Genomic DNA, 20,230 nt, shown 5'->3' with positions numbered 1-20,230 from the left:
GCGGGAGCCTAAAAACTGCTGCGGTCGCGGCGCTTGATCAGGCGGATCTCCGACTCGAAATCGTCCGCACTGTCGAAGGATTTATACACGGAGGCAAAGCGCAGGTACGCCACCTCATCGAGGTCGCGTAGCGGATCGAGGATGGCAAGGCCAATATCGTTGGCGTTGATCTGGGAGCTGCCGTGGCTGCGCACGGTCTCCTCCACCTCCTGGGCCAGGCGCTTGAGCGCGTCGTCCGAGACGTCGCGGCCCTGGCAGGCTCGGCGCACGCCGCGGATCAGCTTGTCGCGGCTGAAAGGCTCGGACAGCCCGTTGCGCTTGACCACGGACAGCACGGCCTTTTCGACCGTGGTGAAACGGCCCCGGCACGAAGAACACTCGCGCCGGCGGCGGATGGACGCACCCGCGTCAACGACGCGGGAATCAATAACGCGTGACTGCTCGTGGTGACAAAATGGGCAATACAATGTGGCTCGCTCCCCATATCTTTCTAGCTTTCCCGCTCAATCCGCTACAGCAGATAAAGCGGATGCGCTACCAGTCTACTGCGCCGGAGCGCGCCTCAACCGGGCGGGCGAGCCCGCTTACTAGTTCAGGGTGGCTTGCTGGGTCACGGCGCTATACGCCGTGCCCAAGGAACCGGCCGTATCCGTGCCGTCGACTAGGCCCATGCCCGCCGCCAACGTGCCTAGGAAGACGGCAAATCCGAACACAGCACCGAGCGCGTAGTTCCCCTTCTGGCACGCCTGCTCAGAGGCAGCGCCGCGCAGCTGCCCTGCGAAATCCTCGGCGCTAAGCGCGTGCTGCGAACGACGGTCTGTTCGATTATCTAGCGTGAGGGTTCGAGAATAACGCTCACTCGTGCCGGCCGGGCCGCCTCCCGGCCAGCCGGCGTTGGGGTTACGGCTTCCGGGAAAGCGGGCGGAAGGCTCCCACACCGCGGCCGCGGGGACCACGGAAGGCGCGAGAGCACCGGAGCGGTAAGCTGCATATTCGGTGTTAGCAATACGGCGGTCATCAAATGCGAGAGTCAAAGTAATCTTTCCTTTCTTTGGTGCCACCGAGTCTAAATCTAGACCCCGACATGGCTCCGACTTTCCTTCGTTCGAATGTTCGAATTAGGTTCTGTGTTCGATTTATAGCAAGCTTCCCAGAATTTGTCTAGCGCGCGGTCAAAGATCTCGAACATTTGTACTTTTCGTGCTAGAAATGAAGGTAGGAATTTACGCGGGCCCGCAGCGCCTGTGACCGACTATCCGACCTGCCAACCAACTTGGAGAGTTAAAGACCATGGCCCGACCCAGCAAATCCTCACAGAAGCCCACCCTGGACTCCTTGAGTGTCCGCCAGCGGCGCATCCTCGAGGTCATTCACGACGCCGTGCTCCTGCGCGGCTACCCGCCGAGCATCCGTGAGATCGGTGACGCGGCCGGCCTCCAGTCCACATCCTCGGTGGCCTATCAGCTCAAGCAGCTGGAGGAAAAGGGCTTCCTGCGGCGCGATCCCAACAAGCCGCGCGCGGTCGACGTTCGCCACCTCAACACTGAGAGGGAAGACGCGAAGACCGAGAAGGCCAGCAAGTCCGCCGAGCTCCCCCAGACCCCGCCGGACGCGGGCCAGGTCAGCTATATCCCCGTCGTCGGGCGCATTGCCGCCGGGACCCCCATCACGGCCGAAGAAAACATCGACACCTATTACCCTATGCCGGACGAGGTCGTCGGCGGCGGGGACCTCTACATGCTGCAGGTCGTAGGAGACTCCATGCGGGACGCCGGCATCCTCGACGGGGATTGGGTCATCGTCCGCTCGCAGTCCACGGCCGAGGAAGGCGACTTCGTCGCGGCCCTCCTAGACGGCGAGGAGGCAACCGTCAAGGAATTCCACCGCGACTCCACCGGCGTCTGGCTGCTGCCGCACAATGACGCTTACTCCCCCATCAACGGGGACGAATCAGAAATCATGGGCAAGGTCGTCTCCGTGATGCGCAAGCTTTAATTCCCTGGAACATCCCGCGTTATTCCCCCTTTCTGAGGTAATCAGGCATGCAAACTCTCACGCCGTGCGTGTGATCCCGGGTCCGGTTTGTCCGATCTACCTCAAGAAATACCCAAGCAACCCAAGAATCGGACGCTTGGGTTTTTCTGTTTGTGTTTGCCCACGCGGTTTTTCTGGGACAATTTGAGTAGACCCATTTCACCGTGTGCGCTAGCCCATCAGCGTGCGTACCCACGGACCGAGGAGAACTACCCCCATGTATGCAGAAGAACGCCGTCGGCAGATTGCGTCCCTCACCGCCGTCGAGGGACGCGTCAATGTGACGGAACTCTCCCACAAATTCGACGTCACCGCAGAAACCATTCGCCGCGACTTGGCCGTTTTGGACCGGGAAGGCGTGGTGCACCGCGTCCACGGCGGCGCAGTGGCCTCGCAGACCTTCCAGACGGCCGAGTTCACCCTCGACACGCGCTCGCGCTCGGCCACGGGGGCGAAGTCCGCGATCGCCGAGGCCGCCCTCGAGTTCCTCCCCGAGGCCCCGGGCAGCATCTTCTTGGACGCCGGCACCACCACGAATGCCTTAAGCGACCTGATCGCCGCCAGCACGCTGGCTAACCAGCTGTCCATCGTGTCCAACAGCCTGCCCATTGCCCTGTCCCTGGCTAATAACGGCATCAAGGACGTCCAGCTGCTGGGCGGTACGGTGCGCGGCATTACCCAGGCGGTAGTCGGTGACACAGCCCTGCGCACCATGGCGCTGCTGCGCGCCGACGTCGCCTTCATCGGCACCAACGCCCTGACCCTGGACCACGGCCTGTCCACAGCGGACGCGCAGGAGGCGGCCATCAAGGCCGCGTTCGTCACCAACGCCCGCAAGGTCGTTGTCCTGTGCGACTCCTCCAAGCTGGGCAACGACTATTTGGTCAGCTTTGCCAAGCTGTCCGATATCGACGTCGTCATCACGGACTCGGCGGCACCGCAAAGCTTCGTCGACGCGCTGCGAGAGCGCGAAATCACGGTCGTGACCGCCGACGCTTAAAGAAGGCCCTTCCCCTCCCTTCCCCACAAACCAAACAACCGGCGCAGGCCCGCAACTTAAAAGCGGGGCCTGCGCCGGTTATGGTGGTTTTCGGCGACGTTTAGTTGTCCGCCGCGGGGCGGGACAATTCCTCGATGAGCTCGCGGACCTTCTCGCGGGCCTCAGAGGGGCCTTCGCAGGACACGGCCGCTGCTGCGATCTTCTGGCAGTCCTCAAGGCTCAGCTCGGCTAGCTGCGCGCCCACGCCGGCAACGGCGGTCGAGGAGGCCGACAGGGAGTTAACGCCCAGGCCGGTGAGCACCGCAGCGAGCATCGGATCCGCGGCGGCCTCGCCGCAGACGCCGACGGGGACGTTGTTGTCGCCGCCGACCACGCAGGTGTGCTGGATGAGCCGCAGCACGGCCGGCTGCCACGGGTCGGTCAGGTACGCCAGCTGCGGCGACAGGCGGTCCGCGGCCATGGTGTACTGGGTCAGATCGTTCGTGCCGATGGACACGAAGTCGAGGTGCGGCATGATGGTGTCTGCCATCAGGGCAGCGGCGGGGACCTCAACCATCGCGCCTGGGATCAGGTTGCGCTCCCGGCACAGGCCGGCGAACCAACGGGCCTCGTTCGCGGTAGCCACCATCGGCGCCATGACCCAGGTCTGCGCGCCTTCCGGGCGCTGCTCGGCAGCCTGGGCGATGGCATCCAGCTGCCGGGTCAGCAGCGACTCGTTGTCGCGGGCGATACGCAGGCCGCGCACGCCGAGCGCGGGGTTCTCCTCGTCATCGAGGGTGGCGTAGCTAATCGGCTTGTCCGAGCCGGCGTCCAGGGTGCGCACGACGACCTTGCGGTCGCCGAAGGCGTTGAAGACCTTGGCGTAAATTTGGGCCTGCTCGTCGACACTCGGCTCCTCCGAAGCGTTGAGGAATGACAGCTCGGTGCGGTACAGGCCCACACCCTCGGCCTGGGTGCCGGCCGCCAGCCGCGCGGCGTTGCCGTCGGCAACGTTGGCCAGCAGCTGCACGCGGTAGCCGTCGTTGGTTTGCGCCGGGCCTTCCCACTGGGCGATCTTGGCGGCCTTGGCCTGGTACTCGGCCACGGCGGCCCGCGAGCTTTCAGAGTCCGCGCCGGTCTCGACCAGCCCGCGGGAACCGTCCACGAACAGCCACTGACCTGCGGCAAGCTCGCGCAACTTCGCGCCCGTGGCCACTATGCACGGGATGTCCAGCTGGCGCGCGATGATGGCGGTGTGGCTGGTGGGCCCGCCCAGCTCGGTCACTAGGGCCTTGATCCGGTCGATGTCCAGCGTCGCGGTATCCGCCGGCGCCAGGTCGTCGGCCAGCAGCACGGCCTCGCCCTCGACGTAGGGCAGGCCCGGCTCGTCCTCGCCGCGCAGCTCGGCGATGACGCGATCGCGCACGTCCTTCAGGTCCGTGGTGCGCTCGGCCATGACGCCGCCGGCGGATTCGAACATCGAGACAAACTTGTCCGTGGCGACGACGACCGCGTATTCCGCGCCATTGCCGCCGCGCACGTTCTTGCGCACCGTCTTGTGCCAGCCCTTGTCCCGCGCCATCGAGGCAGTGGCCTTCAGGACCTCCGCCGCGTGGCCCTCAGCGCTTGCCGCCCGGCCGTCGAGACGCTGCGCGACGGTTTCCGCGGCCTGTTGGAAGCGCGCAAACTCGGCCTCGCGCTGGTCTTCCGCGACGATGGCCTCGCCGGACTGCGGCAGCTGCGGGCGGGGACGTACCCACACCGCGGGAGCGTAGGCGGCGCCGGCCACCACACCGGTGCCCGCGATGGTGCCCCACTGTCCAGCTTCGTTGGCCGCAGCGCTCGCCGACGTGGTGTCCGCCAAGCTGCCAGTGTTGTCGGTTTTGGTCATCTAAAACTTCTCCCTACGGCTAAAGACTAAGTAGACAAGATCGATACACGCGTTGTGAAGGCAATCCTACTCAGGCTCGCCAGTACTCACTAGAAACAAATACTGCAGCTCTTCCGGAGCCGACCCGGGGACGCCTCGGCCCCGCAGAACAAGACTCGGGGTGGCCCTAGAAGCCTCCGCAAGAGAACAACTTTCCGCCTAGTCTACCGAGACCCACGGAAAACCACATATACTCATTGACATACGGGCATAGTCGGGCAACAATACGAAGTAAACGTCTGCAAACGTTGTCACGCGTTACAGCTCGTTGACATTGACCCCTCGACCACTCGGCCGCGACCCGCCGCCTAGTCCCACCCCGCCCTGGGCCCTGCGCCGGCGGTTAAGGACAACTACCGTGAAACGCGGAACGCATGGTCGAAGCGCCCGCCGGAGGAAGCCCACCCACCATGATTTTGACCCTGACCCCTAACCCCAGCATCGACGCGACCCTATCCCTCGATGAACCGCTGACCACCGGGCTGGTCCACCGCGCCCGGTCCGTCTCCCAAGTCGCCGGCGGCAAAGGGATCAACGTCACCCACGCCGCCTACCTGGCGGAGCACCCCACCGTTGCGCTGTTTCCGGCCGGCCCCTCGGACCTTTTCCTCTCCCTGGTCGAGGAGGCCTCCCTGCCCTACGAGGCGGTACCCCTCGACCAGACCATCCGCGTGAACACGACGATCACCGACCCGGCCGGTGACACCACCAAGATCAACGGCCCCGGCCCCTTGGTAGGCCCGGAGGTCCAGCAAGAGCTCATCCAGCGCCTGGGTGCCCTCTCGGCCAACGCGGACTGGGTGGTCCTGGCCGGCTCCCTGCCGCCGGGCTGCCCGACCGGCTGGTATTCCTCGCTCATCAAGGCCCTGCGCAGCGCCTCCCCGCAGACCCAGATAGCGGTAGACACGTCTGACCAGCCGATGCTGGAAATCGCCCGTAACCTGGAGGCGGCCGCACCGGACCTGCTCAAGCCCAACGGCTTCGAGCTCGGCCAGCTCGCCGGCGAAGACGGGCTTGCCCTCGAGAAGCAGGCCGCGGGCGGCGATTATTCTGGAGTCGTGGCTGCTGCCCGCTCCGTGGTGCAGCGCGGAGTGACCGAAATCCTGGTGACCCTGGGCGGTGCCGGCGCGGTACTTGTGACCGCGAATGGGGCCTGGGTGGCCACACCCCCGACCGCCGAGGTCGTCTCCACGGTCGGCGCCGGCGACTCGGCGCTCGCCGGTTACCTGCTGGCGCGTACCAATGGGACCAGCCGCCCGGAGTCGCTACGCCAGGCCGTCGCCTACGGCACGGCCGCCGCGGGCCTGGCCGGTACCACCCTGCCCCGGCCGGACCAGATCGACCTGGCGGGCACCACGCTCGACGAACTTGATAGCTAAACGTCCTTTCCCGAAATCCTAAAGAAATGGAGCTGTCTCATGGCTTCTGAGATCATCACCGCCGACCTGGTGGCCCTTGATGCCCACTTCGGTAATTCCGTCAACTCGGTCATCACCGAGCTGGCCACGCTGGTGCACACCACCGGCCGCGCCACGGAGGTCGAAGGCCTAGCCCAACCAGCCATCGAACGCGAGTCGAAGGGACGCACCGGCGTGGCCGGGCAGGTCGCCATCCCGCACTGCCGCTCCACCGCGGTCACCGAGCCGACCCTGGCCTTTGCCCGGCTGGCCGACGGCGTCGACTTCTCCGGCCCGGATGGCGACGCGAACCTGGTCTTCCTCATCGCCGCCCCCGAAGGCGGCGGCAAGGCCCACCTGAAGATCCTGTCCAAGCTGGCCCGCGCGCTGGTCCGCCCCGACTTCCTCGAGCTCCTGCGCACCGCCCAGCGCCCGGAAGAGGTCGTCGATGCCGTGCTCGGCGTGGTCAACGCCGAAAAGAAGCCGAAGAAGCAGGCCGCTGAGTCTGCCGATAGCACCGGGGCACAGGCCGGGGCCACCGCGGTCACCGGTGCCGCTGCATCTCCTCGCACTGATGCCACCGGTGCACAGGAGTCGGCGTCCGGTGCCGCGGTCACGCGTATCGTGGCGGTGACCGCCTGCCCGACCGGTATTGCCCACACCTACATGGCAGCCGACGCGCTGGCGCAAAACGCGGATAGCCGCTCCGATATTGAGCTCAACGTGGAGACCCAGGGCTCCGCCAACCAGGAGCCGCTTCCCGGCAGCGTCATCGAGGCTGCTGATGCCGTCATCTTCGCCACCGACGTCGGGGTCCGCGACCGGGAGCGCTTCGCCGGCAAACCAGTGATCGAGTCCGGCGTCAAGCGCGCCATCAACGAGCCCGGCACTATGCTGGACGAGGCCGTGGCGGCCGCGCAGAACCCAAACGCCCGCAAGGTCAGCGGTACCGCCGCGGCCCAGTCCAACGAGGCCGACGAAGGCGCCAAGTTGGGCTGGGGCAAGCGCATCCAGCAGGCGATCATGACCGGTGTGTCCTACATGGTCCCGTTCGTGGCCGCCGGCGGCCTCCTGCTGGCGCTCGGCTTCCTCTTCGGCGGCGCGGACGTCGCCAACGGCTGGCAGGCCATTACTACCAACTACTCCCCGACCAACCTGCCGGGCAATACCATTGAGGTCGACGGGGCGATGATGGAATTCCAGCGCTCCGGGATGATGCTCTACCTGGGCGCGGTCCTGTTCGCCACCGGCCAGGCCGCCATGAGCTTCATCGTGGCCGCGCTGTCCGGCTATATCGCTTTCGCGCTGGCCGGCCGCCCCGGCATCGCCCCCGGCTTTGCCGGCGGCGCCATCGCCGTGCTGCTGGGTGCCGGCTTCATCGGCGGCCTAGTCACTGGTCTCATCGCCGGCCTGGTGGCCATGTGGATCGGCAGCTGGAAGGTCCCGCGCTGGCTGGGCTCCCTGATGCCGGTGGTCATCATCCCGCTGTTTTCCACCCTGGTCGTCGGCGTGCTGATGTACATGCTCCTGGGTGCGCCGCTGGCCGGCATCATGGAGGGCCTGCAGAACTGGCTGCGCTCCATGACCGGTTCCTCAGCGGTCCTGCTGGGGCTTTCCCTCGGCCTGATGATGTGCTTCGACCTGGGCGGCCCGGTCAACAAGGCGGCCTACCTCTTTGCCACCGCCGGCCTGTCCACCGGCGACCAGGCCTCTATGGAGATCATGGCCGCGGTCATGGCAGCTGGTATGGTTCCACCCATCGCCCTGTCGCTGGCCACGTTCATCCGCAAGAACCTGTTCACCCCGGCGGAGCAGGAAAACGGCAAGTCCGCCTGGCTGCTGGGCCTGTCCTTCGTCTCGGAGGGAGCCATCCCGTTCGCCGCGGCCGACCCGTTCCGCGTCATCCCGGCGATGATGGCCGGCGGCGCAGTGACCGGCGCTATCTCCATGGGCATGGGGGTTACCTCCCGCGCCCCGCACGGCGGCATCTTCGTGCCGTTCGCCATCTCCCCGGTGGGCAGCTACTTCCTGGCGATCATCGCCGGCGTGGTGGTCTCCACCATCTGCGTACTGGCGCTCAAGCAGTTCTGGCCGAACAAGGCCGTGCGTGAGGCCGCCGCGAAGGACGCCGCCGCCCAGGCCGAGCCTGCCGCGGCTGAAAGCACACCCCGCGGCGCTACCGCTTCCGTCGCCGTCGCGCGCACACCGGCGCGGGGCGTGGCACGCGGAACTAGGGCGCCGTAGACTGGGGCAGAAAACAACCGATGAAAGGATTGATTAATCATGGCTTCCAAGACCGTCAAGGTAGGTTCCTCCGTGGGCCTGCACGCCCGCCCGGCTTCCATCATTGCTGACGCCGCTGGCGAGTTCGACGAGGACATCTTCCTCAACCTCGTGGGCGAAGACGATGACGACGAGACCGATGCCGCCTCGTCTCTGATGATCATGGCCTTGGGCGCCGAGCAGGGCGACGAGGTCACCGTCACCTCCGAGAACGCCGAAGCCGTCGAGAAGATCGCTTCCCTCATCGAGCAGGATTTGGACGCCGAGTAAAAGGTCTTAAAGCTGCGGCCCGTAATCTGCAGTAATTAGCAAGGAAATCCCGCCCACGCGGCGGGATTTTCGCATCTTTAGGCGCCGGAACACCAGTGTCTACGGCGCTGCTGCGCCACGCTCGTCCCTGTCTGGGGTTGGCAAGAAGGCAGTCGCACTCGTGCCTAAGAAGACGAGGACAAAGAGCACCCATAGCCCTGGGGGAAGGTAAGGCAGCAGCGCCCCCGGGTACCCCGAGACCGCGACATGGACGGCGACCGTGTACCAGATGCCCACTAGGAGCGCTGTCAGCATGGCAACACAGTACGGAAAGAGGATTGCCCAGAACTCTGCTCGCTGAATCGCGCCTTGGGGACGGCCCAGAAGACGAAGTGGTGAGAAGAACGCATGCAGATTGGCCCGCTTGCCCATCACAGAGACCGCAAGGACCAGACAGATCGCTAGCAGAGTGTAGGCCGCGGTGGGGACGAAGCCGGCGGTTCCGTCGCCGTGGGGCCCGTACATAATCTGGCTATCCATATCCACGTGCCGTACCCAATCCTGCGCGGACTCCACCCGGAGATGATCCGGTGCGCTAGCCGATTCTGCGACCACGGGAAGCCCCCATTCCGGTTTGACCGGAGACTCGCTAGAGATACCGGAGAACGGCACCATGAAGTCTGGGTAGAAGGGGCTGTGGGCTTTCACCGGCGCCGCGGGCGAGAGTAGCTGCCCTATCACGTGGTCATTCGATCCGGCCAGAGAATAGTCAGACGCCTTCTCCATCGGTACGGAGGTCTCCCCCGCGGCTTTGAAGTCCGAAGGCTGCCAATAGACCACCCCACGGCAGTCGTCGCCGATCTCGGCGCATACACCGTCTGCTTCCTGCGCTTCCAGCAGGCGAAAATCTTGGCCAACGACGACTGGGACCGCTTGGAAATTCTGGGAGCCTACGTAATTTGCCGCCCATAACGAGATCTGTGCACCTGTGAAGCCTGCCAGCGGAATGGCCACGAGCGCGGTAGCAAGCCCCACCCTCGAGGTCGTCCCGACGGTTTCGGAGGAGCGGATGCCTAGCGCGAGTGCCGACCATCCGCTCACCTGTTTGATCGCCGCGGCTGCCCAGCGAGCTAGCGCCCGGGCGAAGGGGCCGGCAAGTGCGACAGCAAGGAACGGCAAGGTGAAGACGAATATCAACACGACAGGCCCCGGCGGAGTCGTCACCATGCACCAGATACCCGCGGCAATATTGACCACTGCGAGTACTAGGCCAACCAGCCCCACCAAGGACTTGGACTTACCTACTGTCGCCGCTTCCCGATCCCCGGTTTTGGCCAGGACCTTGTCGACGTTGAGAATCCCCACGCCGAGGAGGTACAGGGGGACTAAGACCAGCAGTGACGACCAGGCAACCTCAATGGGCGAGCCCCAGTGACCTGGCAGCTGCTTGTTGAGCCCTAGCAGAATCACCTTGAAAAACGGCGTCGCCAACACCCGTCCCAACACGACCGCCGAAACGCTTGCCAGAAGCGCCAGGCACGCCCCTAGCAGCAGCAGGTGCCGAGTGAAAAACGCCCTACCTATGCCGAGAATCCGCAGCGCGTGCACGGTATTTCGGTGGTCAGCGATAAAATTCTGATGCGCCAACCGGACCCCGGCGAATGCCGGGATGATCGCGATCAGGCTCATATTCGTCACGCCGGCCTTGAAGTCGCTGCTTCCGCCAGTCGAGAATGCGACGTAAAGGATGGTGCCGACGAGCGTGCCTATTACTACCGCAGCCAGTACGATTCCCCCGATGAAGGGGCGGGCCGTCACCGACAACTCTCTCCGGTAGGCGGCGGTAGGAGTCATGGTCTTCATGAGCTATGCCCCCATCTGCAGCAGCGTTTCTGCCTGCCCGTTGAAAAGCTCGCGGTGGGAGCAATAGACCACTATGGCTCCCCGCTTCGCCGACTGGCGCAGCAAGTCCTCGACCACGTTGACATTCGCGCCATCAAGCGCACTGACAGGCTCATCCATGAGCACTAGGTCCGGTTGGGAAGCTAGTGCCTGGGCCACCGCAACGCGCTGGTGCTGCCCCCGGATAACTCTACCGGCAGGGCTTCTGCGAAAGGCTGCATGCCCAACGTGCCAAGCAGCTCATCCCTGCCCTGGGCGTCGAGACCCCGTCCGGCGACGTGAACTGCCAGCTCGAGGTTCTCCCGGCAGCTGAGGCTAGGCAGGAGGGTCGGTGCCTGTGGTGCGTACCCGACGTGCGCGGCGCGCCACGAGGTTAGCTTCTTGGCCGCGCTCTTTCCGAACCGTTTACCGTCGATGCCTACCCTGCCTTCACTGGGTGAGCGCAGACCGGCTAACAGGTCCAGAACCGTGGATTTACCGCTTCCCGATGGGCCCCGGACTTCGTAAATGCCAGGCCGTGACAACGACAGCGAGGCATTCCGCAGAATATATGGCCCATATTTCGAGTATCGAAAAGAAACACTGTCCCAGTCGATGTGCGACACCGGGTTTTCTCCCTTCCGACAAACACGCGGCATCTCCTGAACCAGGTTCCGGCCCGCGGCGAAACACTCCCTCCGCTAACGGCGGCAGTCAGTTCTGCTTGCACAGGCGGTAGCGCTCAGTAAGCCTCACGGTGGTTGTCATCATGAAAATATAAGAACTTAGTCATACTCTTTTGGCAGACTCCATTCGTACCGGAAAGTCCCCATTGCCCCCCCTTATTCCACCGATATTAAACAGATTTAACGCGAAGTTCACTTCATAGTCACGTGTTTATTGAGCGGGAGCCTAATACTTCGCGTTCTGCCCTTCCCCGACGTAGCCGTAGAGGCGCTTCATGATGGGGTAACCGATGATGATGCCGACGGAGCCCCAGGCTATGCCCTCGAGAGTGACGCCGAAGACGTCGAGAGTGAGGTTGCCGATTCCGGCGATGAGCGCCACGGCGGCCGCAGTCAGGTTGACCGGGTTGTTGAAGTTGACCTTGTTGTCCATCCAAATGCGCACGCCGAGCATGCCGATGAGCCCGTAGAGAACCAGGGTGGCCCCACCCAGCACGCCGGTGGGGATGGTGAAGATGAGCGCGCCGAACTTCGGGACGAATGCCAGGGCGATGGCGGTCAGGGCCGCGACGAAATAGGCGGCGGTGGAATAGACCCGGGTGGCGGCCATGACACCAATGTTTTCCGCGTAGGTGGTGGTGCCGGAGCCGCCGAAGCCGCCGGCCAAAGAGGTGGCCAGGCCGTCGGCGAAGAGGGCATCGCCCGCCAAGTCGTCGAGGTCCCGGTTGGTCATCTCCGAGACGGCCTTGACGTGGCCGACGTTTTCGGCGATGAGGACGACCAGCACCGGCAGGGCCACCGCGATGGCCGAGAGGTTGAACTCCGGGGCGTGGAACTGCGGCAGGCCCACCCAGGCTGCCTCCCTAATGGATTCGCCGGCGGACGGTTCCAAGTTGCCGGTCAGCGCGGCAAAGGCCCAGCCGACTACGACGCCGATGAGGATGGACAGGCGCGAGACCATGCCGCGGCCGGCCACCGTGGCCAGCAGGATGACCACCAGGGTCACGGCGGCCACCAGCGGCTGGCTGGAGAAGTTCGCGGCCGCGTTCGGGGCCAGGTTCAGGCCTATGAGTGAGACGATGGCGCCGGTAACGGCCGGAGGCATGACGGCGTCGATAACGCGCTTGCCCGCTGCCTTGACGATGAGGCCGATGATAATCAGCGCCACGCCCGTGCACAGCACGGCGCCGGCCTGCACGCCAATGCCCTGGGCCTGCGAGGCGGACAGCGGCGCGATGAAGGCGAACGAGGAGCCCAGGTAGGACGGCAGGCGGTTGCGAGTAATCGCCAAGAACAGGATGGTGCCGATGCCGGAGAACAACAGCGTGGTATTGACCGGAAAACCTGTCAGGGTGGGCACCAGCAGCGTGGCACCGAACATGGCCACGACGTGCTGCATGCCAATGCCGATGGTGCGCGGCCAGTTCAACCGTTCTTCTGGGGCGACCACGACCCCCGGGGCGATCTTCTTTCCGTCACCGTGGACGGTCCATCCGAAAATATTACTCACGAGTCTTCATTATGGATCACCTGCGCCAGGCAGGGTTAATCCACGCGAAACTCGGTAAGCTCCGCCGCGACCTGCTGCGGCACGCGGGCGCTTATCCGAGTGCCGTCTCCCAAGTAGTCCTCACTGCGCACCGTGCCCTCCTCGTGGAGGCGGGCCACCACGTCGCCGCGGGTGTACGGCACGAGCAGCTCGACGTCCGCGTCCAGGGTGTTGAGGAAGAGCTCGACCCGGGTGGTCAGCTCGTCGACGCCCTCGCCGGTTTTCGCCGAGACGAAGACCACGTTGTCTCGGTCCAGGGTGTGGCGGACCTCCGCCAGCACCAGGGGATCGGCCTGGTCGATCTTGTTGATCACGATGATTTCCGGCGGCGGGTTCTCCCCCGTCTCCTTGACGATGTCGTAGATGACCTTGTTGACCGCGGAGATCTGCTTGAGCGGGAAGGGATCCGAGCCGTCGACCACGTGCAGCATGAGATCCGCACCCAGTACCTCCTCCAGCGTGGACTTGAAGGCCTCGACCAGCTGCGTGGGCAGGTGGCGGACGAAGCCGACGGTGTCGGTGAAGACCACCTGGCGGCCGTCGCCCAGCTGCGCGCGGCGGGTGGTGGGATCCAGCGTGGCGAACAGGGCGTCTTCCACCAGCACGCCGGCCCCGGTCATCGCGTTGATGAGCGAGGACTTGCCCGCGTTCGTGTAGCCGGCAATGGCGATCTGCGCCACCGTGGACGCGGCGCGGCGGGAGCGCTTGACCTCACGCGCGGTCTTCATGTTCCGCAGCGCCTTGCGCAGGCGGGCCATCTCCGTGCGGATGCGGCGGCGGTCGGTCTCAATCTTTGTCTCACCCGGGCCACGCAGGCCCACGCCGCCGTTGGAGCCGGCGCGACCGCCCGCCTGGCGCGACAGGTTGCCGCCCCAACCACGGGTGTGTGTGTAGAGGTACTCCAGCTGGGCGAGCGAGACCTGCGCCTTACCTTCCTTAGACTTCGCGTGCTGGGCGAAGATATCCAGAATCAGCATCGTGCGGTCGATGACCTTGGTGTTGAGGGCGCGCTCCAGCGCGGTCAGCTGGCCGGGGTTGAGCTCACCGTCGCAGATGACCGTGTCCGCGCCGGTGGCCTCCACGATCTCTTTGAGCTCCTTGACCTTGCCGGAGCCGATGAACGTGCCGGAGTCTGGCTTGTCGCGCTTCTGGTAGATGAGCTCGACGACCTCGGCGCCGGCGGTCTCGGCCAAGGCGGCCAGCTCGTCCAGGGTGGCCTCGACCTCGGCGATGGTGCCCTCGGTCCACACACCGACCAGGATGACCTGCTCCAGGCGCAGCTTTCGGTACTCAACTTCGTAGCCATCCGTGGTGTCCTCGGCGCGGATGGTGGTCTCCCGGGTCACGCTGCGCAAAGCGTTACGCTCTGCCAGATCCATCTCACCGGTGCTTAGTTCCTCGTCCGCGTGCGCGGGCCGTTGCGGCGCGTTATCGCGGAAGGCGTGGGCGAGCAGCTTTTCGTGCTCGTTACTAAATTGTGAAGATTCAGTCATATTGGTACTTATTCTTCCACGTCACTGCGCTAAACCCCAAGTGACACCGGCTAACTGAAGACCGCCGCTTCCGCGGGTGCCGTCTGGGGACAGCGGGCGGGGCCCACGGACGGCCGCCGCGAATTTAAGTGCCGGCACGCGTAAGGGATAGAATATCGACATGACCACGCATGCCAGCCAGTCCGGCCCGACGACCGCGGCCGATACCCCAGCCTCTCCCCAGCAGCCGACCCAGGACGCGCCCGCCGCCCGCGCAGAACAACCGGCCGGGACGGTGCACAAGCTGCCGGAAATGGCGGCGTTGGGCTTTAACTTCGACCGCTGGCAACAAGCCGTCGAGGCGGCGATCGCCACGGATCACCTGCAGGTCACCGGCGAGGTCCGCGGCGGGCAGCTCATCCAGTTCACCGACCCGAGCGGCGCGCAGCTCAACATACTCGCCGTGGAGCCATTTGCCACCTTCGTCGGCTTCAACGCCGTAACGCAGTCCTTCGCCCACGTCGACATGGTCAACGACGTGCTCGCCCACCTGGAGGTCATCGACCCCTTCGGCACGGTGCTGGCCACGGTGACCGCGAACCTCGCCCAAGGCCCGCTGCTGGCGGAGGAAGAAACCCAGCAGTGGCAGCAGGTCAACCTGACCGCCTTGGCATTGGAGACCAGCCGCTACGCCTCCGCCGAGGCCTTTGAGACCGAAACCGGCCAGTTCCCGGCGGTGGCCAAGTCCAGCGGCGCGGAGATCATCGCCTCCGGCTCCGGTGCCCAGGCCCCGACCCCGGCCTTCGAGTTCGCCGGTCGCGTGATGGAAAGCCAGTGGCTGACCAACGAGCTGACCGGCCAGCGCTTTGCCCACGTGGTGCTCGACGGCGCCTTCCCGCTGGATGTTTGCTTGCCCGACGACGCCGGCGAGCTGCCGGAAAAGAACACGGTCCTGGCCGGCTCGGCCCTGCTGACCGCTAGCGTGGCCGCCCCGACCGGCGGCTGTGGCTCCGGCGGGGGCTGCGGGTGCGGCTCCGGCGGTTGCGGTTGTTCCTAGTCGACGGCCGTCCCACACGGTAAGATGACCCTCAAAGTCCAGTCCGTTTATTCGTAGCTTCCGATATTTAACCAGCCCTTCAAGGAGGTGACCCCACCATGCCGCTGCCTTTCCCCCGATCCGCTGGCCAGCGCCGCGCCCTGGCGATCGTTTCGACGATCATCGCCGCCGCCTTCCTCATCGGGCTGCTCAAGGTAGTCGGCTTAGTGGTCGCGCTCCTGCTGGCCGGGGCGGTGTGGGTCATGCTCTCCATGCGCCCGGACGCCCACGAACACCGAGTGCTGCGCTCTTCCATCCAGCTGTCGGCGGAAGACATCACGGACGTCATGAACGAATTCGACCACTTCAGCAACGCCCAGGACGCCGACACCATCGCGGACCGCACCCTGCACCGCCCGGCGCTGCTGGATTACGACTGCGGCGACGAGGCGGTAGAAAACTTCCACTACCAGTACGCCTCTGCGCGCCGCTTCCTCAACCGGCTGAATGCCCGCTTGGCCAGCACGGAGCTAGAAACCCAGGACCTGGAGTCGCTGCTGCGGGTCACCGACCAGCGCGCGCTCGATATCAAGGAGTCCTGGATCAACGCCCGCCGGTCCGCCCAGCGGCTGGGCGCGCGCTATAACAGCGAGGGCCCCGACAACCGCCTGGGCGGCGAGGCCAGCTAGAGGCTGGTCTCCCCGTCCGCGACGATCCGCGACGGGCCGGTCAGTACCGAGCCGCCGTCGGTGATGGTGACCTCCACGGTCCCGCCCGGCACGTGGACGCGCACGGTGCCCTCCCCGCGGCCGGCATCGGCCAGCGCGGCGCGCGCGGCGGCCACGGTTCCCGTACCGCACGAGCGCGTCTCCCCTACGCCGCGCTCGACCACGCGCATGTGCACCTCGCCGTCTGCGGCCGGTGTGACGATCTCCACGTTGACCCCCGCCGGGAAAAACTCCGTGTCCCAGGTCGGGGTTCCCAGCTCCCACTCGGCAAGCTCCACCGGTTCCAGGCCCGGCACGACCGCGGCCAAGTGGGGGTTTCCCACGTCCACGCCAAGGCCCGCTACCCGGTGGGTGCCCACCTGCGCGGTCGAGACCCCTAGCACCTTCGCCTCGCCCATCTGGACGCTGACGGTGGCGTCCGTGGCATCGGCAGCGTGCACCGTCACCTCCTTGGTGCCGGCGCGGGTGCCGACGTTGAAGGTGGAGCCATCGACCAGGCCGTGGGCGCTGAGCCAGTGGGCGAAGACCCGGGTGCCGTTGCCGCACATCTCCGCCACGGAGCCATCCGCATTGCGGTAGTCCATGAACCAATCCTCGCGGTCCAAGCCAGCGGGCACCTCCTCGATCTCGGCGGCCTCCAGCAGCTGCCCGGCGCGCACCACGCGCAACACTCCGTCAGCGCCGAGCCCGGCGTGCCTGTCGCACAGCCGCTGCACGCGCTTTTCGGGCAGGTCCACGAGCTCCTCGAAGCTCGGGATGATGAGGAAATCGTTCTCGGTTCCGTGGCCTTTGCTAACTCGCATGGCACCGAGTCTACTGTTTTGTCTACTGTTTTCCCGACCAGGCCCCAGCCAGCGGGGCTGGGGTGCGCGGGGCGGTGAGGCTACTAGCCCAGGCCTAAGGCCTGCTGGGCCGCGGCGAAGGTGTCGCCGGCCGCATCCAACCAGTAGATGCGCTTGTCCCGGCGGAACCAGGAGCGTTGGTGCCGCACGTAGCGGCGCGTGCCGTAGACGGTCTTTTCTTCCGCCTCATCTAGGGAGAGCTGTCCGTCGAGGTACTGCAGGACCTGCGCGTAGCCGATGGCCCGGCCCGCCGTGGAGTCCGCCCGCAGGCCCATCTCTTTGAGGCCTTCGACCTCGCCTACCAGCCCCTGGGCGAACATCTGCCGGGTGCGCAGCTCAATGCGCGGGTTGAGCCATTCGGCCGGGGCGTGCAGCCCCAGCAGCCGCGTCCCCCAGCGGGGCGGGGCGTTCTTGGGCGGCTGGATGGCCTGGAAGGGCCGGCCGGTCAGCTCGATGACTTCCAGGGCGCGCACGGTGCGCCGCGGGTCTTGGTCCTCGATGGTCTCGGCGGCCTGCGGGTCCCGCTCGGCCAGCAGGTCGTGTAGGGCCGCCGTGCCGATGTCTAGCCGGAGGTCTTCGTATTTCTGGCGGACGTCCGGGTCCGTTGGCGGGAACTGCCAATCATCGACCAGAGACTGGACGTAGAGCATCGACCCGCCGACCAGGATGGGGGTCTTGCCTCGGGACTGGATGTCTTCCACGTCGGCTATCGCCGCGGCCTGGTAGCGGGCCACGGAGGCGGTCTCCGTGACGTTCCAGACGTCCAGCTGGTGGTGCGGGATGCCTTCGCGCTCTTCGACAGAAAGCTTAGCCGTGCCGATATCCATGCCGCGGTACAGCTGCATGGAGTCGACGTTGACCACTTCCCCGTCGAGTGCGTGCGCCAGGGCCACGCCGAGCGCGGATTTGCCGGAAGCCGTCGGCCCCACCACGGCAATGGGGGTTGGCAGCATCAGTCCACCTCCCAGCGCGCGAGGTAGCGCCCCACACCCAGGGAGTCGTCCGCGGCGATGAGCTCCGCCACCCGCAGGCCCCAGCGGGAGGCGGACTCGGCCAGCTCCAGCCAGAGCGCCGGCTCGACGATGCCGGCCTCGAACAGGTGCCCCGCGTCCCACGCGTGCGGGGTGGTGCTGCCTCCTCCAAGCAGCTCGCAGCACCACTGGTGCGCCGCGGCTGCTGCGGGCAGCTCGGCCAGCGGGGCGCGGCTGTCTAGCCCGGCGCTGCCGTCGACGACCACCACGGTGATGGCCTGCGGGTCGGGCGTGCCGAGGTGCTCGCGCACGGCCCGCACCTCTACCCCGTCGACGGACTCTGCGACGTAGCGGGCCACCAGCTCCGCCAGGTAATGCCCGCCCGACACCCGGACCTGCGGCGCGCCCCAGGCCGCGAAGGAGCCGGCGTGTTCGGTACACCAGCGCGGCGCCTGCGAGCAGACCACGTCGACCGGCACGCGGGCGTGCTCGGCTAGGGCGTGCGCGCGAAGCGTGGCTACCGCCTGCCCCAGCGCCGCGCGGGCGTGGTCTAGCAACTGGGACCCGGCGGCATCGCTAGGCGCGAGTTCGCGCACCAAGGCGGGGGAACCGGGGATTATCACGAAGGTAGACATACGCGGATAATCTTAGCCGCTGGCGGGGGCTGCCCCACAGTTCACCCGGCCGCCTGGGAGTCCGCACGTGGCGGGTGAATACCGGGTAAAGTAATGAATCGGCACTTCGCGCTTTTTAAGGGCGCGAAATCGCATACTCCCGTAGAAGGCAGCCGTGTCGCGCGGCGGCGATTTTTGCACAAGGATGGTGTTTGACTCATGGCCCCTCAATCACAGGTACCGCACCCCGGCAACATGCCGAAGCCCGGCCCTCGGCCGCAGGCCCCGAAGCCGGGTCAAACCCCGCAGCCCGGGGCTCAGCCGGCAGCGCCGGTAGCACTGTCCCAGACGCCGAAGTCCGACCCGACCAAGTGGGGCCGGGTGGCTGCAGACGGCACCGTCTACGTCACCACCGGTGACGGCGAGCGCGCCGTGGGCTCCTGGCAGGCAGGTACGGCCGCCGAGGGCCTGGCCCACTTCGGCAAGCGCTACGACGATCTGGCCACCGAGGTCGAGCTGCTCGAGGCCCGCCTCAAGGCCAACCCGCAGGAGGCGGATTCCATCAAGGACACCGCCGCCACCCTGCGCGCGGACCTGGCCACCGCCGCCGTGGTGGGCGACCTGGACGCGCTGGACAAGCGCCTGGCCGCCATCATGGACCACTCCGCCGCCGCGCGGGAGAAGGCCCAGGCCGACAAGGCCGAGCGCCGCGCCGCGGCCATCGCGGAGAAGGAAAAGCTCGCGGCTGAGGCCGAGGAGATCGCGGAAAACTCCACCGAGTGGAAGGCCGCCGGCGACCGCATCCGCGCCATCCTGGCCGAGTGGAAGACCATCAAAGGCATCGACCGCAAGACCGATGACCAGCTGTGGAAGCGCTACTCCCGCGCCCGCGACGCCTTCAACCGGCGCCGCGGCTCCCACTTCGCGGAGCTGGACCGCTCCCGCGCTGCCGCCCGGAAGAAGAAGGAAGAGCTGGTCGAGCGCGCCGAGGCACTCCAGAACTCCGCCGACTGGGGCCCGACCGCCCGCGCCTACCGCGACCTGATGCAAGAGTGGAAGGCCGCCGGCCGCGCCCCGCGCGACGTGGATGATCGCCTCTGGGCGCAGTTTCGCGCCGCCCAGGACCACTTCTTCAACGCCCGCAACCAGGTCAACGCGGAGCGCGACAAGGAATTCGCCGCCAACGCCCAAGCCAAGGACACGCTGCTGGCGGAGTACTCTCCGCAGATCGACCCGGCAGCCAACCTGAACACCGCCAAGGCCAAGCTGCGCGAGCTGCAGGAAAAGTGGGAGGAGATTGGCTTCGTCCCGCGCAACCAGATCCGCGAGTACGAGGACAAGATCGCCGAAGTCGAAAAGCGCGTCTCCGACGCCGAGGAGTCCCAGTGGCGCCGCACCGACCCGGAGGCCCAGGCGCGCGTGGATCAGTTCCGCTCCCGTGCGCAGGACTTTAACCAGCAGGCGGATGCGGCCGCCGCCACGGGCAACACGCAGAAAGAAAAGAAACTGCGCGACCAGGCCGAGCAGTGGGAGCAGTGGGCCCAGACCGCCGCCGCGGTACTGGATGAGCAGTAGTACC

18 protein-coding genes and 1 pseudogene are annotated in these 20,230 nt (G+C 66.1%); 8 read left to right on the top strand and 11 right to left on the bottom strand.

What is annotated here, in order from left to right:
- Positions 1–8 precede the first annotated feature (8 nt).
- Positions 9–467 carry a transcriptional regulator NrdR gene (gene nrdR / locus QQS52_RS07465; RefSeq protein WP_472773265.1) on the bottom strand — a complete coding sequence of 153 codons (459 nt, stop codon included), beginning with the start codon at positions 465–467 and terminating at the stop codon, positions 9–11.
- 120 nt (positions 468–587) lie between these two features.
- Entirely contained in the window at positions 588–1,034 is a 447-nt protein-coding gene (locus tag QQS52_RS07460; protein WP_472773264.1) for a hypothetical protein, read from the bottom strand.
- Positions 1,035–1,290: 256 nt separating this feature from the next.
- Here QQS52_RS07460 and lexA point away from each other — a divergent pair, with 256 nt between their 5' ends.
- Both lexA and QQS52_RS07450 read left to right on the top strand, forming a co-directional pair.
- Positions 1,291–1,995 (top strand): transcriptional repressor LexA, encoded by a 705-nt coding sequence (gene lexA, locus QQS52_RS07455; protein WP_472773263.1) that lies wholly within the window; start codon positions 1,291–1,293, stop codon positions 1,993–1,995.
- A 256-nt stretch (positions 1,996–2,251) separates the two neighbouring features.
- Positions 2,252–3,034: a DeoR/GlpR family DNA-binding transcription regulator gene (locus tag QQS52_RS07450; RefSeq protein ID WP_472773262.1), complete on the top strand. Its 783-nt coding sequence runs from the start codon at positions 2,252–2,254 to the stop codon at positions 3,032–3,034.
- A 100-nt stretch (positions 3,035–3,134) separates the two neighbouring features.
- Here QQS52_RS07450 and ptsP read toward each other — a convergent pair whose 3' ends face one another.
- Positions 3,135–4,904, bottom strand: coding sequence for a phosphoenolpyruvate--protein phosphotransferase (ptsP, locus tag QQS52_RS07445; protein ID WP_472773261.1), 1,770 nt, complete (start codon positions 4,902–4,904; stop codon positions 3,135–3,137).
- 449 nt (positions 4,905–5,353) lie between these two features.
- Between ptsP and QQS52_RS07440 the strand changes: the two genes are divergently transcribed.
- Genes QQS52_RS07440 through QQS52_RS07430 form a run of 3 tightly spaced genes read left to right on the top strand, consistent with a single transcriptional unit; the run spans position 5,354 to position 8,893 of the window.
- On the top strand, positions 5,354–6,322 hold the full coding sequence (locus tag QQS52_RS07440; protein ID WP_472773260.1) for a 1-phosphofructokinase family hexose kinase: 969 nt from the start codon (positions 5,354–5,356) through the stop codon (positions 6,320–6,322).
- Positions 6,323–6,361: 39 nt separating this feature from the next.
- Positions 6,362–8,584, top strand: coding sequence for a PTS fructose transporter subunit IIABC (locus tag QQS52_RS07435; protein ID WP_472773259.1), 2,223 nt, complete (start codon positions 6,362–6,364; stop codon positions 8,582–8,584).
- Positions 8,585–8,623: 39 nt separating this feature from the next.
- Positions 8,624–8,893 (top strand): HPr family phosphocarrier protein, encoded by a 270-nt coding sequence (locus QQS52_RS07430; RefSeq protein ID WP_472773258.1) that lies wholly within the window; start codon positions 8,624–8,626, stop codon positions 8,891–8,893.
- Positions 8,894–8,992: 99 nt separating this feature from the next.
- Here QQS52_RS07430 and QQS52_RS07425 read toward each other — a convergent pair whose 3' ends face one another.
- From QQS52_RS07425 to hflX, 5 genes and pseudogenes are all read right to left on the bottom strand, one after another.
- A complete protein-coding gene (locus QQS52_RS07425) occupies positions 8,993–10,735 on the bottom strand; it encodes a hypothetical protein (RefSeq protein ID WP_472773257.1) in 1,743 nt (580 codons plus the stop codon).
- 3 nt (positions 10,736–10,738) lie between these two features.
- Positions 10,739–10,894 (bottom strand): hypothetical protein, encoded by a 156-nt coding sequence (locus tag QQS52_RS07420; protein ID WP_472773290.1) that lies wholly within the window; start codon positions 10,892–10,894, stop codon positions 10,739–10,741.
- Positions 10,895–10,939: 45 nt separating this feature from the next.
- A pseudogene (locus QQS52_RS07415) lies at positions 10,940–11,412 on the bottom strand (ATP-binding cassette domain-containing protein); the annotation flags it as partial.
- Positions 11,413–11,665: 253 nt separating this feature from the next.
- Complete coding sequence (locus QQS52_RS07410; RefSeq protein WP_472773256.1) at positions 11,666–12,949, bottom strand: uracil-xanthine permease family protein; 1,284 nt, start codon at positions 12,947–12,949, stop codon at positions 11,666–11,668.
- A 35-nt stretch (positions 12,950–12,984) separates the two neighbouring features.
- Positions 12,985–14,481 (bottom strand): GTPase HflX, encoded by a 1,497-nt coding sequence (hflX, locus tag QQS52_RS07405; RefSeq protein ID WP_472773255.1) that lies wholly within the window; start codon positions 14,479–14,481, stop codon positions 12,985–12,987.
- A gap of 292 nt (positions 14,482–14,773) precedes the next feature.
- On the opposite strand from hflX, the gene QQS52_RS07400 reads away from it, so the two are divergent.
- A complete protein-coding gene (locus QQS52_RS07400) occupies positions 14,774–15,517 on the top strand; it encodes a hypothetical protein (protein ID WP_472773288.1) in 744 nt (247 codons plus the stop codon).
- Between the two features lie 98 nt (positions 15,518–15,615).
- Positions 15,616–16,185 (top strand): hypothetical protein, encoded by a 570-nt coding sequence (locus QQS52_RS07395; protein ID WP_472773254.1) that lies wholly within the window; start codon positions 15,616–15,618, stop codon positions 16,183–16,185.
- Here QQS52_RS07395 and dapF read toward each other — a convergent pair.
- From dapF to QQS52_RS07380, 3 genes are all read right to left on the bottom strand, one after another.
- Positions 16,182–17,027: a diaminopimelate epimerase gene (dapF, locus tag QQS52_RS07390; protein ID WP_472773253.1), complete on the bottom strand. Its 846-nt coding sequence runs from the start codon at positions 17,025–17,027 to the stop codon at positions 16,182–16,184. The genes QQS52_RS07395 and dapF overlap by 4 nt on opposite strands.
- An 83-nt stretch (positions 17,028–17,110) precedes the next feature.
- Complete coding sequence (miaA, locus tag QQS52_RS07385) at positions 17,111–18,016, bottom strand: tRNA (adenosine(37)-N6)-dimethylallyltransferase MiaA (RefSeq protein WP_472773287.1); 906 nt, start codon at positions 18,014–18,016, stop codon at positions 17,111–17,113.
- 2 nt (positions 18,017–18,018) lie between these two features.
- Entirely contained in the window at positions 18,019–18,672 is a 654-nt protein-coding gene (locus tag QQS52_RS07380; RefSeq protein WP_472773252.1) for a hypothetical protein, read from the bottom strand.
- A 198-nt stretch (positions 18,673–18,870) separates the two neighbouring features.
- On the opposite strand from QQS52_RS07380, the gene QQS52_RS07375 reads away from it, so the two are divergent.
- On the top strand, positions 18,871–20,226 hold the full coding sequence (locus tag QQS52_RS07375; RefSeq protein WP_472773251.1) for a DUF349 domain-containing protein: 1,356 nt from the start codon (positions 18,871–18,873) through the stop codon (positions 20,224–20,226).
- Positions 20,227–20,230: the final 4 nt, after the last annotated feature.

Source organism: Corynebacterium sp. 1103A (assembly GCF_055700955.1).
Note: the sequence above shows the minus strand (reverse complement) of the source record. Positions and strands in the feature narration are given on the sequence as shown.

Excerpts from the sequence above, each read along its gene's own strand:
- QQS52_RS07400 (WP_472773288.1), top strand. The coding sequence starts at position 14,774 with ATGGCGGCGTTGGGCTTTAACTTCGACCGCTGGCAACAAGCCGTCGAG.
- QQS52_RS07420 (WP_472773290.1), bottom strand. The coding sequence starts at position 10,894 with ATGGATGAGCCTGTCAGTGCGCTTGATGGCGCGAATGTCAACGTGGTC.
- QQS52_RS07395 (WP_472773254.1), top strand. The coding sequence starts at position 15,616 with ATGCCGCTGCCTTTCCCCCGATCCGCTGGCCAGCGCCGCGCCCTGGCG.
- QQS52_RS07375 (WP_472773251.1), top strand. The coding sequence starts at position 18,871 with ATGGCCCCTCAATCACAGGTACCGCACCCCGGCAACATGCCGAAGCCC.
- QQS52_RS07425 (WP_472773257.1), bottom strand. The coding sequence starts at position 10,735 with ATGAAGACCATGACTCCTACCGCCGCCTACCGGAGAGAGTTGTCGGTG.
- QQS52_RS07450 (WP_472773262.1), top strand. The coding sequence starts at position 2,252 with ATGTATGCAGAAGAACGCCGTCGGCAGATTGCGTCCCTCACCGCCGTC.
- dapF (WP_472773253.1), bottom strand. The coding sequence starts at position 17,027 with ATGCGAGTTAGCAAAGGCCACGGAACCGAGAACGATTTCCTCATCATC.
- QQS52_RS07440 (WP_472773260.1), top strand. The coding sequence starts at position 5,354 with ATGATTTTGACCCTGACCCCTAACCCCAGCATCGACGCGACCCTATCC.
- lexA (WP_472773263.1), top strand. The coding sequence starts at position 1,291 with ATGGCCCGACCCAGCAAATCCTCACAGAAGCCCACCCTGGACTCCTTG.
- QQS52_RS07380 (WP_472773252.1), bottom strand. The coding sequence starts at position 18,672 with ATGTCTACCTTCGTGATAATCCCCGGTTCCCCCGCCTTGGTGCGCGAA.
- ptsP (WP_472773261.1), bottom strand. The coding sequence starts at position 4,904 with ATGACCAAAACCGACAACACTGGCAGCTTGGCGGACACCACGTCGGCG.
- QQS52_RS07430 (WP_472773258.1), top strand. The coding sequence starts at position 8,624 with ATGGCTTCCAAGACCGTCAAGGTAGGTTCCTCCGTGGGCCTGCACGCC.
- hflX (WP_472773255.1), bottom strand. The coding sequence starts at position 14,481 with ATGACTGAATCTTCACAATTTAGTAACGAGCACGAAAAGCTGCTCGCC.
- QQS52_RS07435 (WP_472773259.1), top strand. The coding sequence starts at position 6,362 with ATGGCTTCTGAGATCATCACCGCCGACCTGGTGGCCCTTGATGCCCAC.